Below are 14,625 nucleotides of genomic sequence, written 5' to 3'. Positions count from 1 at the left end.
GTATGATTTCAGCGACACCCGTGCGGACGGGTGTCAGCCTGGACGAACTGCTGGCGGCGAAAGAGCGCCGCGCAGCGCGCCAGGCTGACATGCTCGAGCACTATCAACAACCGGTGATTTCCCTCACGCTGGTCACGCCAGGGGAAATCAAGGACAGCCTGCGCTATCGCAATACCATGGGCGTGGCGCTGCAGATGTGCGACCAGCTGCTGTGGGAAAACCGCTGGCAGGTGCTGGACCGCCAGGTTCTATGGCTCCCGACCGGGCCAGAAGCCCTGTGGTGCGTGGCCCATCCGGCGGCGGAAATCAAAGCGCACTGTGCGGATCTGGAGCAGACGCACCCGCTCGGCAGACTGTGGGACCTGGACGTGATCTGCCCTCAGCACGGCCACGTCGGGCGTCAGTCGCTGGGCGCAAATCTAAGGCGTTGTCTGATCTGCGACGAGCCCGCTCATGCCTGTTCCCGTTCGCGCGCTCATCCTGTGGAGCGGGTGGTTTCCCGCGTGGAGAAAATGATCGATGACTGGTTTGCTCGCGACTAAACCGCGCCCGGTTGACGTGCCTGCGCTTGCCGTAGCGGCGCTGTGGCAGGAGCTGGAGCTGACGCCCAAGCCGGGGCTGGTGGACAAGCTCAATAACGGTTCCCATCGCGATATGGACCATGCGCTGTTCGTTCGCAGCATTATGGCGATTACGCCGTGGTTTACGCGCTTTGCCGAGTTGGGCAGCGCGCATGCGGATAAACCCGCTGGCGAACAGCTACGCCTTCTCCGCCCGATGGGGATGGCCTGCGAGCAGGCGATGTACGCCGCGACGAACGGAGTGAATACCCACAAGGGCGGGATTTTTGCCCTGGGTTTACTGTGCTTCGCCGCCGGTCGTATGAAAAAGATCTCCGCAGATAGCCTCTGCTGTGAGGTGAGTAACATCTGCCGCGGGCTGGTGTCGCGGGAGCTGGCCGCACGCAGCGGGCAGGCGACGGCGGGCGAGCGGCAGTTTCAGCAGTACGGCTTAACCGGGGCGCGCGGCGAGGCTGAGAGCGGCTTTGCGACGGTCCGTAAGGCGCTGGCGCAGTGGAACGGACATTCACTTCACGGCCTGCTGTTACGCCTGATGGCGGTTAATCAGGACAGTAATCTGGTTTCACGCGGCGGCATGGAAGGGCTGCGCTACGTTCAGGGCTATGCGCGGGAATTACTGGCCACTGGCTGGGACCGCGAGGCGTTGTTTAAGATGGATAACGCACTGATTGAACGGAACCTGAGCCCGGGCGGTAGCGCGGATTTGCTGTCGGTGGGTTGGGTGCTGTCTGGAATAAAATAGCCGGGTGGCGGCTTCGCCTTACCCGGCCTACGGTCTTGTTTTGTAGGCCCGGCAAGCGCAGCGCCACCGGGCACAACAATCAATGCGCGATCGGCTGCGCACCGTGCGGCTCGCGCACGTGCTTGTACTTGAACAGCGCGATGAACGCGAAGAACAGCACCAGCGAGTACGCCGCGAAGATCAGCCACACCGGCTGCCAGTTGGTGATGCCGTTAGTGGTGTACATCTCAACCACTTTACCGCTCACCACGCCGCCCAGAATACAGCCGAAGCCGTTGGTCATCATCAGGAACATACCCTGCGCGCTGGCGCGGATTTCAGGCTTCACTTCTTTTTCCACAAACACCGAACCGGAGATGTTGAAGAAATCGAAGGCGCAACCGTAGACAATCATCGACAGCACCAGCAGCACGGTGCCGAATGGGCTTGGATCGCCGTAGGCGAACAGGCCGAAGCGCAACATCCACGCCGCGATACTGATCAGCATGACGTTCTTGATGCCGTAGCGGCTCAGGAAGAACGGGATGGTCAGGATGAACAGCGTCTCAGAGATCTGAGAGATGGACATCATGACCGACGCATGTTCAACGATAAAACTGCCGGAGAACAGCGGGTTGTTATCGAAGCTGTGCAGGAAGGTGTTGCCGAACATGTTGGTGATCTGCAGCTCCGCGCCTAGCAGCATGGAGAAGATAAAGAAGATCGCCATGCGTTTGTTTTTGAACAGCGCGAAGGCGTCCAGGCCGAGCATGGTGCTCCAGCTCTGGTTTTTCTGCTGGTTAGAAACCGGAATGGTCGGCAACGTCAGGGTGAAGATCGCCAACACCACGGAGAGCGCCGCACCGATATAGAGCTGCATATGGCTCAGTTCGAAGCCCGCGAAGCTCACGCCCCACATCGCCATGATAAAGCCGATGGTGCCCCAGATACGGATTGGCGGGAAATCGGTCACGATATCCATATCCGCAGACTTCAGGCGGTAGTAGGAGATGGTGTTGATCAGCCCAAGCGTTGGCATATAGGCCAGCGAGTTAAGCAGGATCACCATGAACATTGCCCCCGGCGTGGTCACCTGGGCTGCCATAAACAGCGTCCCCGCACCCACCAGATGGCAAAGCATGTACAGCCATTTGGCGCTTAGCCATTTATCCGCCACGATGCCCAGCAGCGTTGGCATGAAGACAGCCGCAATACCGAGCGAGCTGTAGACGGCACCGATTGACGCACCATCAAACTTGAGCGTCACAAACATATAGGAGCCGAGTGTAGTCAGCCAGCTACCCCACAGGCAGAACTGCAGAAACGACAATATTTTAAGCTGCAGCTTAAGGTTCATGTTACTTTCCTCACAAGTGAGCGGGAGATATGTTGTTTTGGGAACATTCAGGGTTGTTATTTGATGCAATTCTATCAGTTGGCAACGATATGTTTTGTTACCTCCCGCAAAAAAATGCAATCCACATTAATTTGCAGTTTGGATTGTGATGCAAATAACATTTTCGTATGGGTGGGAGATGGGGGCGGCCTGATGCCCTCACCCCAAAGGGGAGAGGGCAGGGTGAGTGGCCGTTTTTTAGCGACGACGGTAGTTCTTCTGCGCCGTATTCACCTTATACAGATAGCGACGGGATTCCGCAGACGGGTGGCGGGTGGTGAGGGTAGAGTAGACATCCCCCGGCGCCATGCTGTTGATGATGTTCGCGGCCTGCACTTTGTCATTTGAGAAGACGCGCAGCACGCTGCCCGCGCCGCCGTTATAGGCGGTGATCACCGCATAGCGGCGTGACGTCGGGTTGTCTATGCCGCCGAGGTAGACATTGTTCAGCATCGCCAGATAGGCCGTGCCGGTATCAATGTTGCTCTGCGGGTCGAACAGATAGCTGCGGCTCGGCGTGCCGGATTTACCCTGCGCGCGGAAGACGTCTTTACCGGCGCTGTGCTGCACAACCTGCATCAGCCCCAGGGCATCGGAACGGCTTACCGCATACGGGTTAAACGAGGATTCGGTCTGCATAATGGCCAGGATCAGCGACTCATCCACGCCGTATTTACGCGAGGCCTGACGAACCATGCCCAGATACTTATGCGCACGCTTGTCGAGGTGGTTCGGGACGAGGTTGATGGTGATGCTGTAGATAATCTTCAGACCGTTAGAGCGGCTCTTCAGGCGCGTCTGCAGCAGGTAGTCGGCAAATTTCGTGGCGCGACCTTCCCAGCGGATCGGCTGACCGGTCTGATCGACAACCTGACCGTACAGGAACGGCTCTTTCGAGATGGTGATATCGTCGGCATCGGAGTAGAGATCGATAGAGCCAGGATCGTCACCCATCAGCAGGGTTTTGATTATCGCCTGACGGAGCCGAGCCGCAGGGTCCGTGCCTGCGATGGTCTCAATCGTGATCGTCCCCTCATCAAAGTTGATGTGGCTACGGGTCAGATAGGCGTCGGTGTACTTAACGTAGTCCTTAGGTCCGGCAATAAGAACTTCGTTAAATCCCCAAATGTTCTCGATGTTGTGGGCAAACTGCCCCATCAAAATGTCAAAACCGTTGGTGTCCTTGATCCAGGCTTCGTTGTAATCTTCGCCTTTTTTCGACGAACACGAGACCAGCAACGGCGCAACAAGGGCTAGCGCTAAAAGTTTTTTCATCATTCCGGGAGTGCGTGTTGTGTTTGCTTTAACGGCGGGGTTTCCCCCGCACGCTGTTATTTTTCCGGTGGCGTATAGCCTTCGATGTGCACGTCTTTACCTTCGAACAGGAAGCTCACCATCTCCTGCTCAAGCAGCTTGCGGTGTTCCGGGTTCATCATGCTGAGTTTCTTCTCATTGATCAGCATGGTCTGCTTTTTCTGCCACTGTCCCCAGGCTTCTTTGGAGATTTCATTGTAGATGCGTTTACCCAGATCGCCCGGATAAAGCTGGAAATCCTGGCCTTCAGCGTCACGCTGCAGGAAAGTACAAAAAATCGTTCTGGCCATACTCATTCCTCTTTTTCTTGTCGATGCTAAACCATTGCACCGGCACGTAATTGCTGTAACAGGCGCTCCACGGGAGCCGCCAGTCCGACTGATGGCGGTTGCGCTAAGTTATACCAGAGAGCGGTGCCTTCATCCATGCACGAGGCGAAGGAGGACACGGGAAGCCACATCGGCACAATATCCAGATGGAAATGGCTGAAGGTGTGGCGAAACGCGGTCAACTGCGTCAGGTTATCGGCAGCAATCCCGCGCTTTTTAAGCCATTCACGCAGCAAGTCTTCATCTTCAAACTGTGGGAAGCAGTATAGACCACCCCACAGACCGCTCGGCGGACGCTGGGCGAGGAAGACCTCGTCACCGTGCTGCATCAGCAGCATATAGCCGGTGCGCTCCGGCAGCGTCTGCTTGGGTTTCTTACCCGGATACTGCGCCCATGAATGGTTGGCATACGCCACGCAGAGATTATTCACCGGGCAGAGTTCGCATTTTGGTTTTGAGCGCGTGCAGACCATTGCGCCGAGATCCATCATCGCCTGGTTGAAACGCTCGACGCCGTTGGCCGGGGTGACCTCTTCACTAATTTCCCAAAGACGTTTTTCAACGTCCTTCTTCCCCGGCCAGCCGTCGACGGCATAGCAGCGCGCCAGCACGCGCTTCACGTTGCCGTCGAGGATCGGGAAATGCTTGCCTAAAGACAGGGAGAGAATAGCGCCTGCGGTTGAACGTCCGACGCCGGGGAGATCGGCCACCTCATCGAAGGTTTCCGGGAACTTCCCGCTGTGGCGCGTGGCGACCTGCTGTGCGGCCTTGTGAAGGTTACGCGCGCGGGCGTAATAGCCAAGACCGGTCCACAGGTGCAGGACCTCGTCCAGCGGCGCGTTGGCCAGATCGGTCACCGTCGGGAAGCGCGCCATAAAACGCTCGAAGTAAGGGATCACCGTGGCGACCTGCGTTTGTTGCAACATCACCTCGGAGAGCCATACTTTGTAAGGCGTTTTTTCAATTTGCCAGGGCAGGGTTTTACGCCCGTATTTGTCGTACCAGTCCAGCACCTGGGCTGAAAATTGAGAGGCTTGCATGGTCATCGATTCGCATAATCAGGGACGCAGATTGCAGCACAGCGTCAATCTGCTGTAAACCGGATCTTTCCCATGCTTGCATAGAAGCCTTAACTTTGGATAATGCCCGTTTCCCGAACATTCTCACAAGCAGACAACTCTTTTATGAAAAACGACGTCATTTCACCGGAATTTGATGAAAACGGTCGCCCGCTGCGCCGTATTCGCAGCTTTGTCCGTCGTCAGGGCCGCCTGACAAAAGGTCAGCAACACGCGCTGGACAACTACTGGCCGGTGATGGGCGTTGAGTTCAGCGAGCAGCCTCTGGACTTTACTGAACTGTTCGGCCGCGAAGCACCCGTCACGCTGGAGATCGGCTTCGGTATGGGCGCCTCGCTGGTGACCATGGCGAAAGCTCGCCCGGAGCAGAACTTCCTCGGTATCGAAGTCCACTCCCCGGGCGTCGGTGCGTGTCTGGCAACGGCCCATGAAGAGGGCGTTGAGAACCTGCGCGTGATGTGTCACGACGCGGTGGAAGTGCTGTACAAAATGATTCCTGACAATTCTTTAACCATGGTTCAGCTCTTTTTCCCTGACCCGTGGCACAAAGCGCGTCATAATAAACGCCGTATCGTTCAGGCGCCGTTTGCCGAGCTGGTTAAAAGTAAGCTTAAGCTGGGCGGTGTCTTCCATATGGCGACCGACTGGGAACCGTATGCGGAACATATGCTGGAAGTGATGTCGTCGCTGGACGGTTACAAAAACCAGTCTGCGAGCAACGACTATGTACCGCGTCCGGAATCGCGTCCGGTAACGAAATTTGAACAGCGTGGCCATCGTCTTGGTCACGGTGTATGGGACTTAATGTTCGAGAGGGTGAAATAATGGCAAAGAATCGTAGCCGTCGTCTGCGTAAAAAGATGCACATCGAAGAATTCCAGGAAGTGGGCTTCTCCGTTGCGTGGCGTTTCCCGGAAGGCACCAGCGTTGAGCAGATCGATCAGGACGTGGATGCGTTCATCAACGAGGTGATCGAGCCAAACAAACTGGCCTTCGACGGTAGCGGCTATCTGGCCTGGGAAGGTCTGATCTGCACCCAGGAAGTGGGTAAATGCACCGAAGAACATCAGGCTCTGGTACGTAAGTGGCTTGAAGACCACAAGCTCGAAGATGTCCGCGTCAGCGAACTTTTCGACGTTTGGTGGGACTAATTAAGCAGTAAGGGGCCAGCATTAGCTGGCCCGTTTTGTCTGAGGGAGTGTTTAAGATGCGCAAAACGTTGCTGGCAGTTGCTTTGATGGCAACCGGATTCACCGCCCATGCGGATTATCAATGTAGCGTCACCCCGCGTGATGACGTGGTGTTAAGCCCGCAAACCGTGCAGGTCAAAGGCGAGAACGGCAATCTGGTGATTACGCCAGAAGGGAACGTCACCTATAACGGCAAGCAGTACAACCTGACTGCCGCACAGCGCGAGCAGGCGAAAGACTACCAGTCCGAATTGCGTACCGCGCTGCCGTGGATTAATGAAGGTGCCCTGACGCGCGTCGAAAAGAGCCGCGTGGCGCTGGATAAGATCATCACCAAAGAGGTGGGGGAGAGCAGCAACATGCGCACCCGCCTGACGAAGCTGGACAAGCAGCTTAAAGAGCAGATGAACCGTATTATCGAGACGCGCTCCGACGGCCTGACGTTCCACTATAAGGCGATCGATCAGGTCCGTGCCGACGGGCAGCAGCTGGTGAACCAGGCGATGGGCGGCATCCTGCAGGACAGCATCAACGAGATGGGCGCCAAAGCGGTGCTGAAAGGCGGCGGTAACCCGCTGCAGGGCGTGCTGGGCAGTCTGGGCGGCCTGCAGACCTCCATTCAGAACGAGTGGAAGAACCAGGAAGATGATTTCCAGCAGTTCGGCAAAGACGTGTGTAAACGCGTGGTGTCGCTGGAAGACAGCCGGAAGGCGCTGGTGGGGACGCTGAAGTAAGGTCCCCTAACCCTAACCTCTCCCTTTCAGGGTGTACGGCCCGGGGACATGGCGAACAATTTTTAACATCCTTTACCCATGGTGATCGCCTATCTCTTCAGGTCGATCATCCCCACACTCTGCCAACCTTTCCCTCAGCCGGCAGAACGGGATGCAAAATCCTGAATCCGCCTTCAGGTTTCTTCGGCGAGGAACAGCTCAAGAAGGGAGTTTAAGAACAGCTTGCCGTGCTCGGTGATCTGCCAGTATTCCTCACTCTCGGTGAGATACCCCTGCGCCAGCGCTTCGTCAATCTGCGGGCGAATCACCGATTCCGCCAGCCCTGTGTACAGCGCAAACTCCGCGCGCGGCGCGGCTTCCAGCAGACGGAAGCGGTTCATAAAGAACTCAAACGGCTTATCCGCCGCTTCGACGTCGTGCTGGCGCTCCAGGTAGCGGCCTTCCATATACCCGCGCGGGTGGCGGGTTTTGGCAGTACGCAGAATCCGCCCGTCCGGGAAGGTCACCTTGCCGTGCGCGCCGCAGCCAATCCCGAGATAGTCACCAAAACGCCAGTAGTTCAGGTTGTGCTGACACTGGTAGCCCGGCTTTGCATACGCCGACGTTTCGTACTGCTGATAGCCCGCAGCGGTTAAAAGCCTGTGACCCTGCTCGAAGATATCCCACAGCGCGTCGTCATCCGGCAGCACCGGCGGACGCGAGCCAAACAGGGTGTTGGGCTCGATGGTGAGCTGGTACCACGACAGGTGCGGCGGGTTCAGTTCGATCGCCTGGCGCAGGTCGTCCAGCGCCTCTTCCAGCGATTGATCCGGCAGGCCGTGCATCAAATCCAGGTTAAAGCTGCGAAGATTAAGATCGGTCGCCAGGTTTGCCGCGCGCTTCGCCTCTTCCGGGCCGTGAATACGCCCCAGGCGCTTCAGTTTCGGCTCGCTAAAGCTCTGCACGCCGATGGAGATGCGGTTCACGCCCGCGCGCTGATAGTCGACAAAACGGTCGGCCTCAACGGTACCGGGGTTGGCTTCCATCGTGATTTCAGCATCCGCTGCCAGGTTCAGGCGCGCACGCACGCCGTCCAGCAGCGTTTGCATCGCCGGGCCTGACAGCAGGCTCGGCGTACCGCCACCTATGAAAATGGTCTTAACTTCACGTCCCTGTGCGTAAGGTACATCGGCGTCCAGGTCGGCCAGCAGATGCGCAACATAGTCATCGTGCGGCACTTCGCCCTTCAGCGCGTGCGAGTTGAAATCGCAATACGGGCATTTCTGCACGCACCACGGGATGTGAATATAAAGACTCAGAGGCGGCAAATTAGCCATTACGCAGTGCTTCCAGTAACAGTTTCAGCGCGCGTCCACGGTGGGATATCGCGCTTTTCTCTTCGCGGGTCAGTTCCGCAGCGGTTTTGCCCTCGGTCGGGACAAAGAAAATCGGATCGTAGCCAAAGCCGCCGTTGCCAGCCGCTTCACGAGTAATCACGCCCGGCCAGCTGCCGTGGCAGACGATCGGCGTCGGGTCTTCCGCGTGACGCATATAGACCAGTACGCAGTGGAACTGCGCGGAGCGCTGTTCGTCCGGTACGTCTTTAAGGGCGACAAGCAGCTTTTCCAGATTCTGCTGGTCGGTGGCGTCAACGCCGGAATAGCGCGCGGAGTAAATCCCCGGTGCGCCGCCGAGAAAATCCACGGCCAGGCCGGAGTCGTCGGCAATCGCGGGCAGGCCCGTAATCTGCGCGGCATGGCGTGCTTTGAGGATCGCGTTTTCGATAAACGTCAGCCCCGTCTCTTCGGCGGAATCCACGCCAAGATCGGTCTGGGCGACCACGTCCAGACCAAAATCATTTAATAGCGAGGCCAGCTCGCGCACTTTACCGGCGTTGCCGGTCGCGAGAACAACTTTCTGCATGGTTTAGTCCTGTTCTTTCAGAGCCGCGACTTCCGTCGGGATAGATTGCGGATTAAGGATTTTTACCTGTTTATGTCGCCCAAGTTCGCCTTTTTCAATGATGACCTGGCTTTTGGCGACGCGAAACTGTTTTGCCAGATATTTGGTCAGATGCGCGTTCGCCTGGCCGTCAACCGGCGGGGCGGTGATGGCGACTTTTAACTCGTCGCCATGCAGCCCAACAATACCGTCACGGCTGGCTTTGGGCTGAATATACAGCCGCAAAACCAGCCCGTCAGCGCAGGTGCTTACTGCACTCATAGCGCCATCCACAGCCCCGGCAGCAGCATATTGCCCGTGGACTGCAGCAGCTCAGCGATCCCCATGTTGACCACATAGAGCAGCAGTACCAGGATCATCGGCGAGAAATCAATACCGCCCATCGAAGGCAGCAGGTTGCGAATCGGGCGCAGCAGCGGTTCGGCCAGTTGGATCAGCGCATATTCTACCGGACTACGGCCCTGGCTTACCCAGCTCATGATGGCCATGACCAGCAGCACCCAAAAAATCAGCAGACCGACGGTCTTGATTAAAATCAGGACCGCAGCAATCCAGATAATCGGCTGGAAGGTGATGACCATAAACAGCACGATCGCTTTGATAACGCTCAGAATAAACGCCACCAGCAGAGACGAACTGTCGATGGGGCCCATCGCCGGGATAATACGACGCAGCGGTCCGACAACAGGCTGCGTGATTTTCACGACAAACTGCGAGAACGGATTGTAAAAATCACAGCGGGCCCACTGCATCCAGACGCGCAGCAAAAGCGCCATCGTATACAGCTCAAGCACAGTTGAGAGCAGGAAAGTCAACGTCTTCATGGCGTTCCTCAGGTTTCCTTATTATTTTGAGTAGTCGCGCGCACCGAAAATTGCCGTGCCGATGCGCACCATAGTGCTGCCTGCCGCGATGGCGGCTTCCATATCGTCCGACATGCCCAGAGAAAGCGTGTCTACCGTGTTATAGCGCGCTTTAAGCGCCTCAAATGCTACAGCCATTTGCTGTGCCACGGCAAACTGCCTTTCATAACTTGACTCAGGCGCCGGAATTGCCATCAGCCCGCGCAGGGTTAGGCGCGGCAGGGCGGCCACTTCGGCTGCCAGCGCATCCAGCTCGCTCAGCGCAATGCCGGACTTGCTGTTTTCATCGCTGATGTTGATTTGAATCAGCACGTTAAGCGCTTGCATCTCTGACGGACGCTGGTCGTTCAGGCGTGTCGCAATGCGCAGACGGTCAACGGTATGGCACCAGTCAAAGTGCTCCGCCACCAGACGGCTTTTGTTCGACTGCAGTGGACCAATAAAGTGCCACTGCAGATCCGTATTCCCCTGTTCCTGGAAGGAACGAATTTTATCCACGCCTTCCTGGACGTAGTTTTCACCAAACGCGCGTTGGCCTGCGTCAATAGCTTCTGCGATGGCGCTCGCAGGCTTGGTTTTGCTGACTGCAAGCAGCGTAATTTCTTCTGAAGCCCGGCCGCAACGCGTTGCGGCGGCTGAGATTTTGTCCCGGACCTGTGCCAGGTTATGCGCAATGTCGTTCATTTTCCGAGGAGTAGTCTATGGATGTGGAAGAAATTGTGGCCCTTAGTGTAAAGCATAACGTCTCCGATCTACACCTGTGCAGTGATTCGCCACCCCGCTGGCGCAGAACGGGCCGCCTTGAACCGGCACCGTTTCCTCCTCCTGACGTCGGGGCGTTGTTAAAAGCGTGGCTCAACGATGAGCAGCAGGGAACATGGTGGGCAAATGGACAGGTGGATTTTGCCGCGACGGTAACGGGAGGCCAGCGTCTGCGCGGGAGTGCCTTTAAGCAGATGCGCGGTGTCTCTGTGACGCTGCGGCTGTTGCCGCGTACCTGTCCGCAGCTCGCTACGCTGGGCGCGCCGCGGGCAATCCCGGAACTGTTATCCAATGACGCCGGGCTGATTCTGGTCACGGGGGCGACCGGCAGCGGCAAATCTACGACGCTGGCGGCGATGGTCGATTTTCTCAACCACCATACTGACGGCCATATCCTCACGCTTGAAGATCCGGTGGAGTTTATCTACCAGAGCGAGCGTTGCCTGATCCAGCAGCGGGAGATTGGCCAGCATAGTCCGTCATTTGCCGACGCGCTGCGCAGCGCCTTACGCCAGGATCCGGACGTTATTTTGCTGGGGGAGCTGCGCGACAGCGAAACGATCCGCCTGGCGCTAACGGCGGCGGAAACCGGACATCTGGTGCTGGCGACGCTGCATACGCGCGGGGCATCGCAGGCGATTGAACGGCTGGTCGATACGTTCCCGGCGCAGGAGAAAGATCCGGTGCGTAACCAGCTGGCCGGCAGCCTCCGGGCAGTGCTGGCGCAGAAGCTGCTTCCCGATCTGCAGGACGGCCGCGTCGCGCTGTATGAACTGCTGGTGAACACCGCTGCGGCGGCAAACCTTATTCGTGAAGGGAAAACGTGGCAACTGCCCGGCATCATCCAAACCGGTCTGCAGGCAGGAATGCAGAACTTTGACCAGAGCCTGGCGGAGAGACGGGCGCAGGGGCGGCTGTAGGCCCCGTGCTTAAAAACCCTGTTCGAAATAGCTTTCGAGGATAATCACGGCAGAAGCGGAGTCCACGCTGCCTTTGTTGAGCGCCCGGAAGCCGCCGTGCTCAAACAGACCCGCACGCGCTTCGACGGTGCTAAGACGCTCGTCGTGAAGCTTCACGGAGACGCCAAAGCGGCCATGGATTTTATTGGCGAACTTTCGCGCCCGTGCGGTAAGCGGCTGTTCGGTACCGTCCATGTTCAGCGGCAGCCCAACAATAACGTCATCCGGCTGCCACTCCTTGAGCAGACGCTCAATAAGATTCCAGTCCGGCGTACCGTCGTTGGCCTTCAGGGCAGTAAGCGGACGCGCGGTACCGGTGATGCGCTGCCCCACGGCGACGCCAATGCTTTTGGTGCCAAAATCGAAGGCCAGAAGCGTTCCGCTCATCAGGCGTGCCCCGCTACGCCAGGCATGGTCAGGATATCAATACCAATCAGCTTCGCCGCGTCACGCCAGCGATCGGCGATGGGGGTTTTAAACAGGATATTCATGTCCGCAGGCGCAGTAAGCCATGCGTTATCGAGGATCTCCTGCTCAAGCTGGCCTTTCTCCCAGGACGAATAGCCCAACGCCACCAGCACTTCAGAAGGCTGCTCTGCGGTACCCAGCGTTTCGAGCACGTCACGCGAGGTGGTGATGACGGTGTTATCCGAAATTCGAATACTGGAAGAGAACACCGGCGGCGTATGCAGGATAAAACCGCGATCTTCTGCAAGAGGTCCGCCCAGCATCACAGGTTTATCAAGCCGTATTTCCGGCAGGCGCTCTTCAGCCGAGATTTTCAGCTTGTCCAGAATTCCTTCAACCTGAAGATTTTCCAGCGGTTTATTAATGATAATACCCATCGCGCCGTCTTCATTGTATTCACAAATATAAACCACGGCGCGGCGAAAAATCGGGTCCTGGAGAGCAGGCATGGCAATAAGAAAGTGATGCTGTAAATTCATTGTCAGAGGTACTGTTTCCTGGTTTAAAAAGCGACAGCGCCCAGTATGGGGACAAACACAGGCGCTGTCACTAATAGTATTGTTAGGTTATTTCTGTAAACGTTTTTCGATAGCGTCCATCAGCATTCCGGTGATCGAAATCGGGAATTCAGCCTCAATTTCACGAATGCAGGTCGGGCTGGTGACGTTCACTTCGGTCAGACGATCGCCGATGATATCCAGGCCAACGAAGATCAGGCCTTTGGCTTTCAGCGTCGGGCCAACGCGGCGGGCAATTTCCCAGTCGCTTTCGGTCAGCGGACGCGGTTCGCCGCGGCCACCGGCGGCCAGATTACCGCGGGTTTCACCACCCTGCGGGATACGCGCCAGGCAGTAAGGAACCGGTTCGCCATCCACGACCAGAACGCGTTTGTCGCCGTCTTTGATCGCCGGAATATAGTTCTGCGCCATGCAGTAACGCGTGCCCAGCTCGGTCAGGGTCTCGGCAATCACGCCAATGTTCGGGTCGCTCTCTTTCACGCGGAAAATCGACGCACCGCCCATGCCGTCCAGCGGCTTCATGATGATGTCGCCGTGCTTCTGCCAGAATTCCTTCAGCTGAGCTTTGCTGCGGGTCACCAGCGTTTCCGGCGTCAGGTCAGAGAACCAGGCGGTGTAGAGCTTCTCGTTGCAGTCGCGCAGGCTCTGCGGCTTGTTGACGATCAGCGTTCCTTTCTCTTCTGCGCGTTCGAGAATATAGGTGCAGTAGATGTATTCAGTGTCGAATGGCGGATCTTTACGCATCAGGATGACGTTGAGATCGGCAAGCGCAATGTCCTGCTCGGTGCCGAATTCGTACCATTTGTCGTAGTTCTGCTCGACGTTAACGATGCGGGTGCGGGCGCGGGCTTCACCGTTGATCAGGTAAAGATCGTTCATCTCCATATAGTGGAGTTCATAGCCGCGACGCTGCGCTTCCAGCAGCATGGCGAAGCTGGAATCTTTCTTGATGTTAATGTTTGCGATGGGGTCCATCACGATGCCGAGCTTGATCATGTTCTTCTCCGTTAATGCTTCAACCCAGATCGCCAAACCGTACCTGTAGCGCGGTAATGGCCGTGAGTGCCGTTGTCTCAGTGCGCAGAACGCGAGGTCCCAACAGAATATCAGTAAACTGGTAACGTGCCGTCATCGCAATTTCGTCCGCCGACAGGCCGCCTTCGGGGCCAATCAGCAGGCGAACGCGCTCAACGGGCAGCGGTAGCGTATTGATGCTGGCGCTGGCGCGCGGATGAAGATTGAGCTTCAGCCCACTGTCCTCTTCTGCACACCATTCCTCCAGATCCATCGCCGGGCGGATCTCCGGAATACGGTTCCGGCCACTCTGTTCGCAAGCCGCAATGGCAATTTTCTGCCACTGCTGGATCTTTTTGTTCAGACGTTCCGCGTCCAGTTTAACGCCACAGCGCTCAGAAAAAAGTGGCGTAATGAGGCTTACACCCAGTTCAATGGATTTCTGAATGGTGAACTCCATTTTCTCACCGCGCGACATGACCTGGCCCAGATGAATGTGCAGCGGTGATTCCCGGTCATCCACTTCACCGCGCAGGACGTTCACGTGTACGCTTTTTTTATCTGCCCGCGTAATTTCGGCGTCGAACACCTGGTTCGAGCCGTCGAACAGCTGGATTGCCTGACCGGCGGCCATGCGCAGCACGCGGCCAACGTGGTTGGCGGCGTCATCAGACAGGGCGATTTCGCGTCCTGCGGTAATCAGTTCAGGGTGGTAAATGCGGGGAATGCGCATAGTCAGAAATTCCATGTGTCATG

The 14,625-nt window shown here is 57.1% G+C and carries 19 protein-coding genes; 6 read left to right on the top strand and 13 right to left on the bottom strand.

Annotated elements, in window-relative coordinates; translation table 11 throughout:
* The first annotated feature begins 2 nt into the window (after positions 1 to 2).
* Complete coding sequence (gene citX, locus AB3N39_RS17430; protein WP_248175069.1) at positions 3 to 542, top strand: citrate lyase holo-[acyl-carrier protein] synthase; 540 nt, start codon at positions 3 to 5, stop codon at positions 540 to 542.
* Positions 520 to 1,323, top strand: a complete 804-nt coding sequence (gene citG / locus AB3N39_RS17425; protein WP_325814120.1) for a triphosphoribosyl-dephospho-CoA synthase CitG — start codon at positions 520 to 522, stop codon at positions 1,321 to 1,323. Before citX ends, citG begins: the two co-directional genes overlap by 23 nt.
* A gap of 79 nt (positions 1,324 to 1,402) precedes the next feature.
* On the opposite strand, the gene AB3N39_RS17420 is transcribed toward citG, so the two are convergent.
* The 4 genes from AB3N39_RS17420 to mutY form a co-directional block, all read right to left on the bottom strand.
* Entirely contained in the window at positions 1,403 to 2,659 is a 1,257-nt protein-coding gene (locus tag AB3N39_RS17420; protein WP_115876247.1) for a nucleoside permease, read from the bottom strand.
* 237 nt (positions 2,660 to 2,896) lie between these two features.
* A complete protein-coding gene (mltC, locus tag AB3N39_RS17415; RefSeq protein ID WP_325814205.1) occupies positions 2,897 to 3,973 on the bottom strand; it encodes a membrane-bound lytic murein transglycosylase MltC in 1,077 nt (358 codons plus the stop codon).
* 56 nt (positions 3,974 to 4,029) lie between these two features.
* Positions 4,030 to 4,302: an oxidative damage protection protein gene (locus AB3N39_RS17410; protein WP_023309138.1), complete on the bottom strand. Its 273-nt coding sequence runs from the start codon at positions 4,300 to 4,302 to the stop codon at positions 4,030 to 4,032.
* Between the two features lie 26 nt (positions 4,303 to 4,328).
* On the bottom strand, positions 4,329 to 5,387 hold the full coding sequence (mutY, locus tag AB3N39_RS17405) for an A/G-specific adenine glycosylase (protein WP_133295122.1): 1,059 nt from the start codon (positions 5,385 to 5,387) through the stop codon (positions 4,329 to 4,331).
* 138 nt (positions 5,388 to 5,525) lie between these two features.
* On the opposite strand from mutY, the gene trmB reads away from it, so the two are divergent.
* The 3 genes from trmB to AB3N39_RS17390 are packed head-to-tail and all read left to right on the top strand — an operon-like array spanning position 5,526 to position 7,344.
* Complete coding sequence (trmB, locus tag AB3N39_RS17400) at positions 5,526 to 6,245, top strand: tRNA (guanosine(46)-N7)-methyltransferase TrmB (protein ID WP_109844589.1); 720 nt, start codon at positions 5,526 to 5,528, stop codon at positions 6,243 to 6,245.
* A complete protein-coding gene (locus AB3N39_RS17395) occupies positions 6,245 to 6,571 on the top strand; it encodes a YggL family protein (protein WP_003862421.1) in 327 nt (108 codons plus the stop codon). Before trmB ends, AB3N39_RS17395 begins: the two co-directional genes overlap by 1 nt.
* A 56-nt stretch (positions 6,572 to 6,627) precedes the next feature.
* On the top strand, positions 6,628 to 7,344 hold the full coding sequence (locus AB3N39_RS17390) for a DUF2884 domain-containing protein (protein ID WP_008499762.1): 717 nt from the start codon (positions 6,628 to 6,630) through the stop codon (positions 7,342 to 7,344).
* Between the two features lie 173 nt (positions 7,345 to 7,517).
* On the opposite strand, the gene hemW is transcribed toward AB3N39_RS17390, so the two are convergent.
* From hemW to AB3N39_RS17365, 5 genes are read right to left on the bottom strand one after another with little or no spacing between them, the layout of a single operon-like run.
* Entirely contained in the window at positions 7,518 to 8,660 is a 1,143-nt protein-coding gene (hemW, locus tag AB3N39_RS17385; RefSeq protein WP_136195091.1) for a radical SAM family heme chaperone HemW, read from the bottom strand.
* A complete protein-coding gene (locus AB3N39_RS17380) occupies positions 8,653 to 9,246 on the bottom strand; it encodes an XTP/dITP diphosphatase (protein ID WP_136195092.1) in 594 nt (197 codons plus the stop codon). Before AB3N39_RS17380 ends, hemW begins: the two co-directional genes overlap by 8 nt.
* Positions 9,247 to 9,249: 3 nt before the next feature.
* Positions 9,250 to 9,546 carry a DUF167 family protein YggU gene (yggU, locus tag AB3N39_RS17375; protein ID WP_023309131.1) on the bottom strand — a complete coding sequence of 99 codons (297 nt, stop codon included), beginning with the start codon at positions 9,544 to 9,546 and terminating at the stop codon, positions 9,250 to 9,252.
* A complete protein-coding gene (locus tag AB3N39_RS17370; protein ID WP_111963226.1) occupies positions 9,543 to 10,109 on the bottom strand; it encodes a YggT family protein in 567 nt (188 codons plus the stop codon). Before AB3N39_RS17370 ends, yggU begins: the two co-directional genes overlap by 4 nt.
* Positions 10,110 to 10,130: 21 nt before the next feature.
* Positions 10,131 to 10,832, bottom strand: coding sequence for a YggS family pyridoxal phosphate-dependent enzyme (locus AB3N39_RS17365; RefSeq protein WP_115876245.1), 702 nt, complete (start codon positions 10,830 to 10,832; stop codon positions 10,131 to 10,133).
* 17 nt (positions 10,833 to 10,849) lie between these two features.
* Between AB3N39_RS17365 and AB3N39_RS17360 the strand changes: the two genes are divergently transcribed.
* Positions 10,850 to 11,830, top strand: a complete 981-nt coding sequence (locus AB3N39_RS17360) for a type IV pilus twitching motility protein PilT (protein ID WP_111963224.1) — start codon at positions 10,850 to 10,852, stop codon at positions 11,828 to 11,830.
* A 9-nt stretch (positions 11,831 to 11,839) separates the two neighbouring features.
* On the opposite strand, the gene ruvX is transcribed toward AB3N39_RS17360, so the two are convergent.
* The 4 genes from ruvX to rsmE form a co-directional block, all read right to left on the bottom strand.
* Positions 11,840 to 12,256 (bottom strand): Holliday junction resolvase RuvX, encoded by a 417-nt coding sequence (gene ruvX / locus AB3N39_RS17355; protein WP_021242076.1) that lies wholly within the window; start codon positions 12,254 to 12,256, stop codon positions 11,840 to 11,842.
* Positions 12,256 to 12,816, bottom strand: a complete 561-nt coding sequence (locus tag AB3N39_RS17350) for a YqgE/AlgH family protein (protein WP_020883695.1) — start codon at positions 12,814 to 12,816, stop codon at positions 12,256 to 12,258. The genes ruvX and AB3N39_RS17350 overlap by 1 nt, the downstream gene beginning before the upstream one ends.
* 87 nt (positions 12,817 to 12,903) lie before the next feature.
* Complete coding sequence (gene gshB, locus AB3N39_RS17345) at positions 12,904 to 13,851, bottom strand: glutathione synthase (protein WP_047173570.1); 948 nt, start codon at positions 13,849 to 13,851, stop codon at positions 12,904 to 12,906.
* Positions 13,852 to 13,870: 19 nt separating this feature from the next.
* Positions 13,871 to 14,602, bottom strand: a complete 732-nt coding sequence (rsmE, locus tag AB3N39_RS17340; RefSeq protein ID WP_136195093.1) for a 16S rRNA (uracil(1498)-N(3))-methyltransferase — start codon at positions 14,600 to 14,602, stop codon at positions 13,871 to 13,873.
* Between the last annotated feature and the right edge of the window lie 23 nt (positions 14,603 to 14,625).

Origin of the sequence: Enterobacter vonholyi, from assembly GCF_040834095.1 — a bacterium.
Classification (GTDB): Bacteria; Pseudomonadota; Gammaproteobacteria; order Enterobacterales; family Enterobacteriaceae; genus Enterobacter; species Enterobacter vonholyi.
The sequence above is the reverse complement of the archived record's forward strand: the minus strand, read 5'-3'. Positions and strand labels throughout refer to the sequence as shown.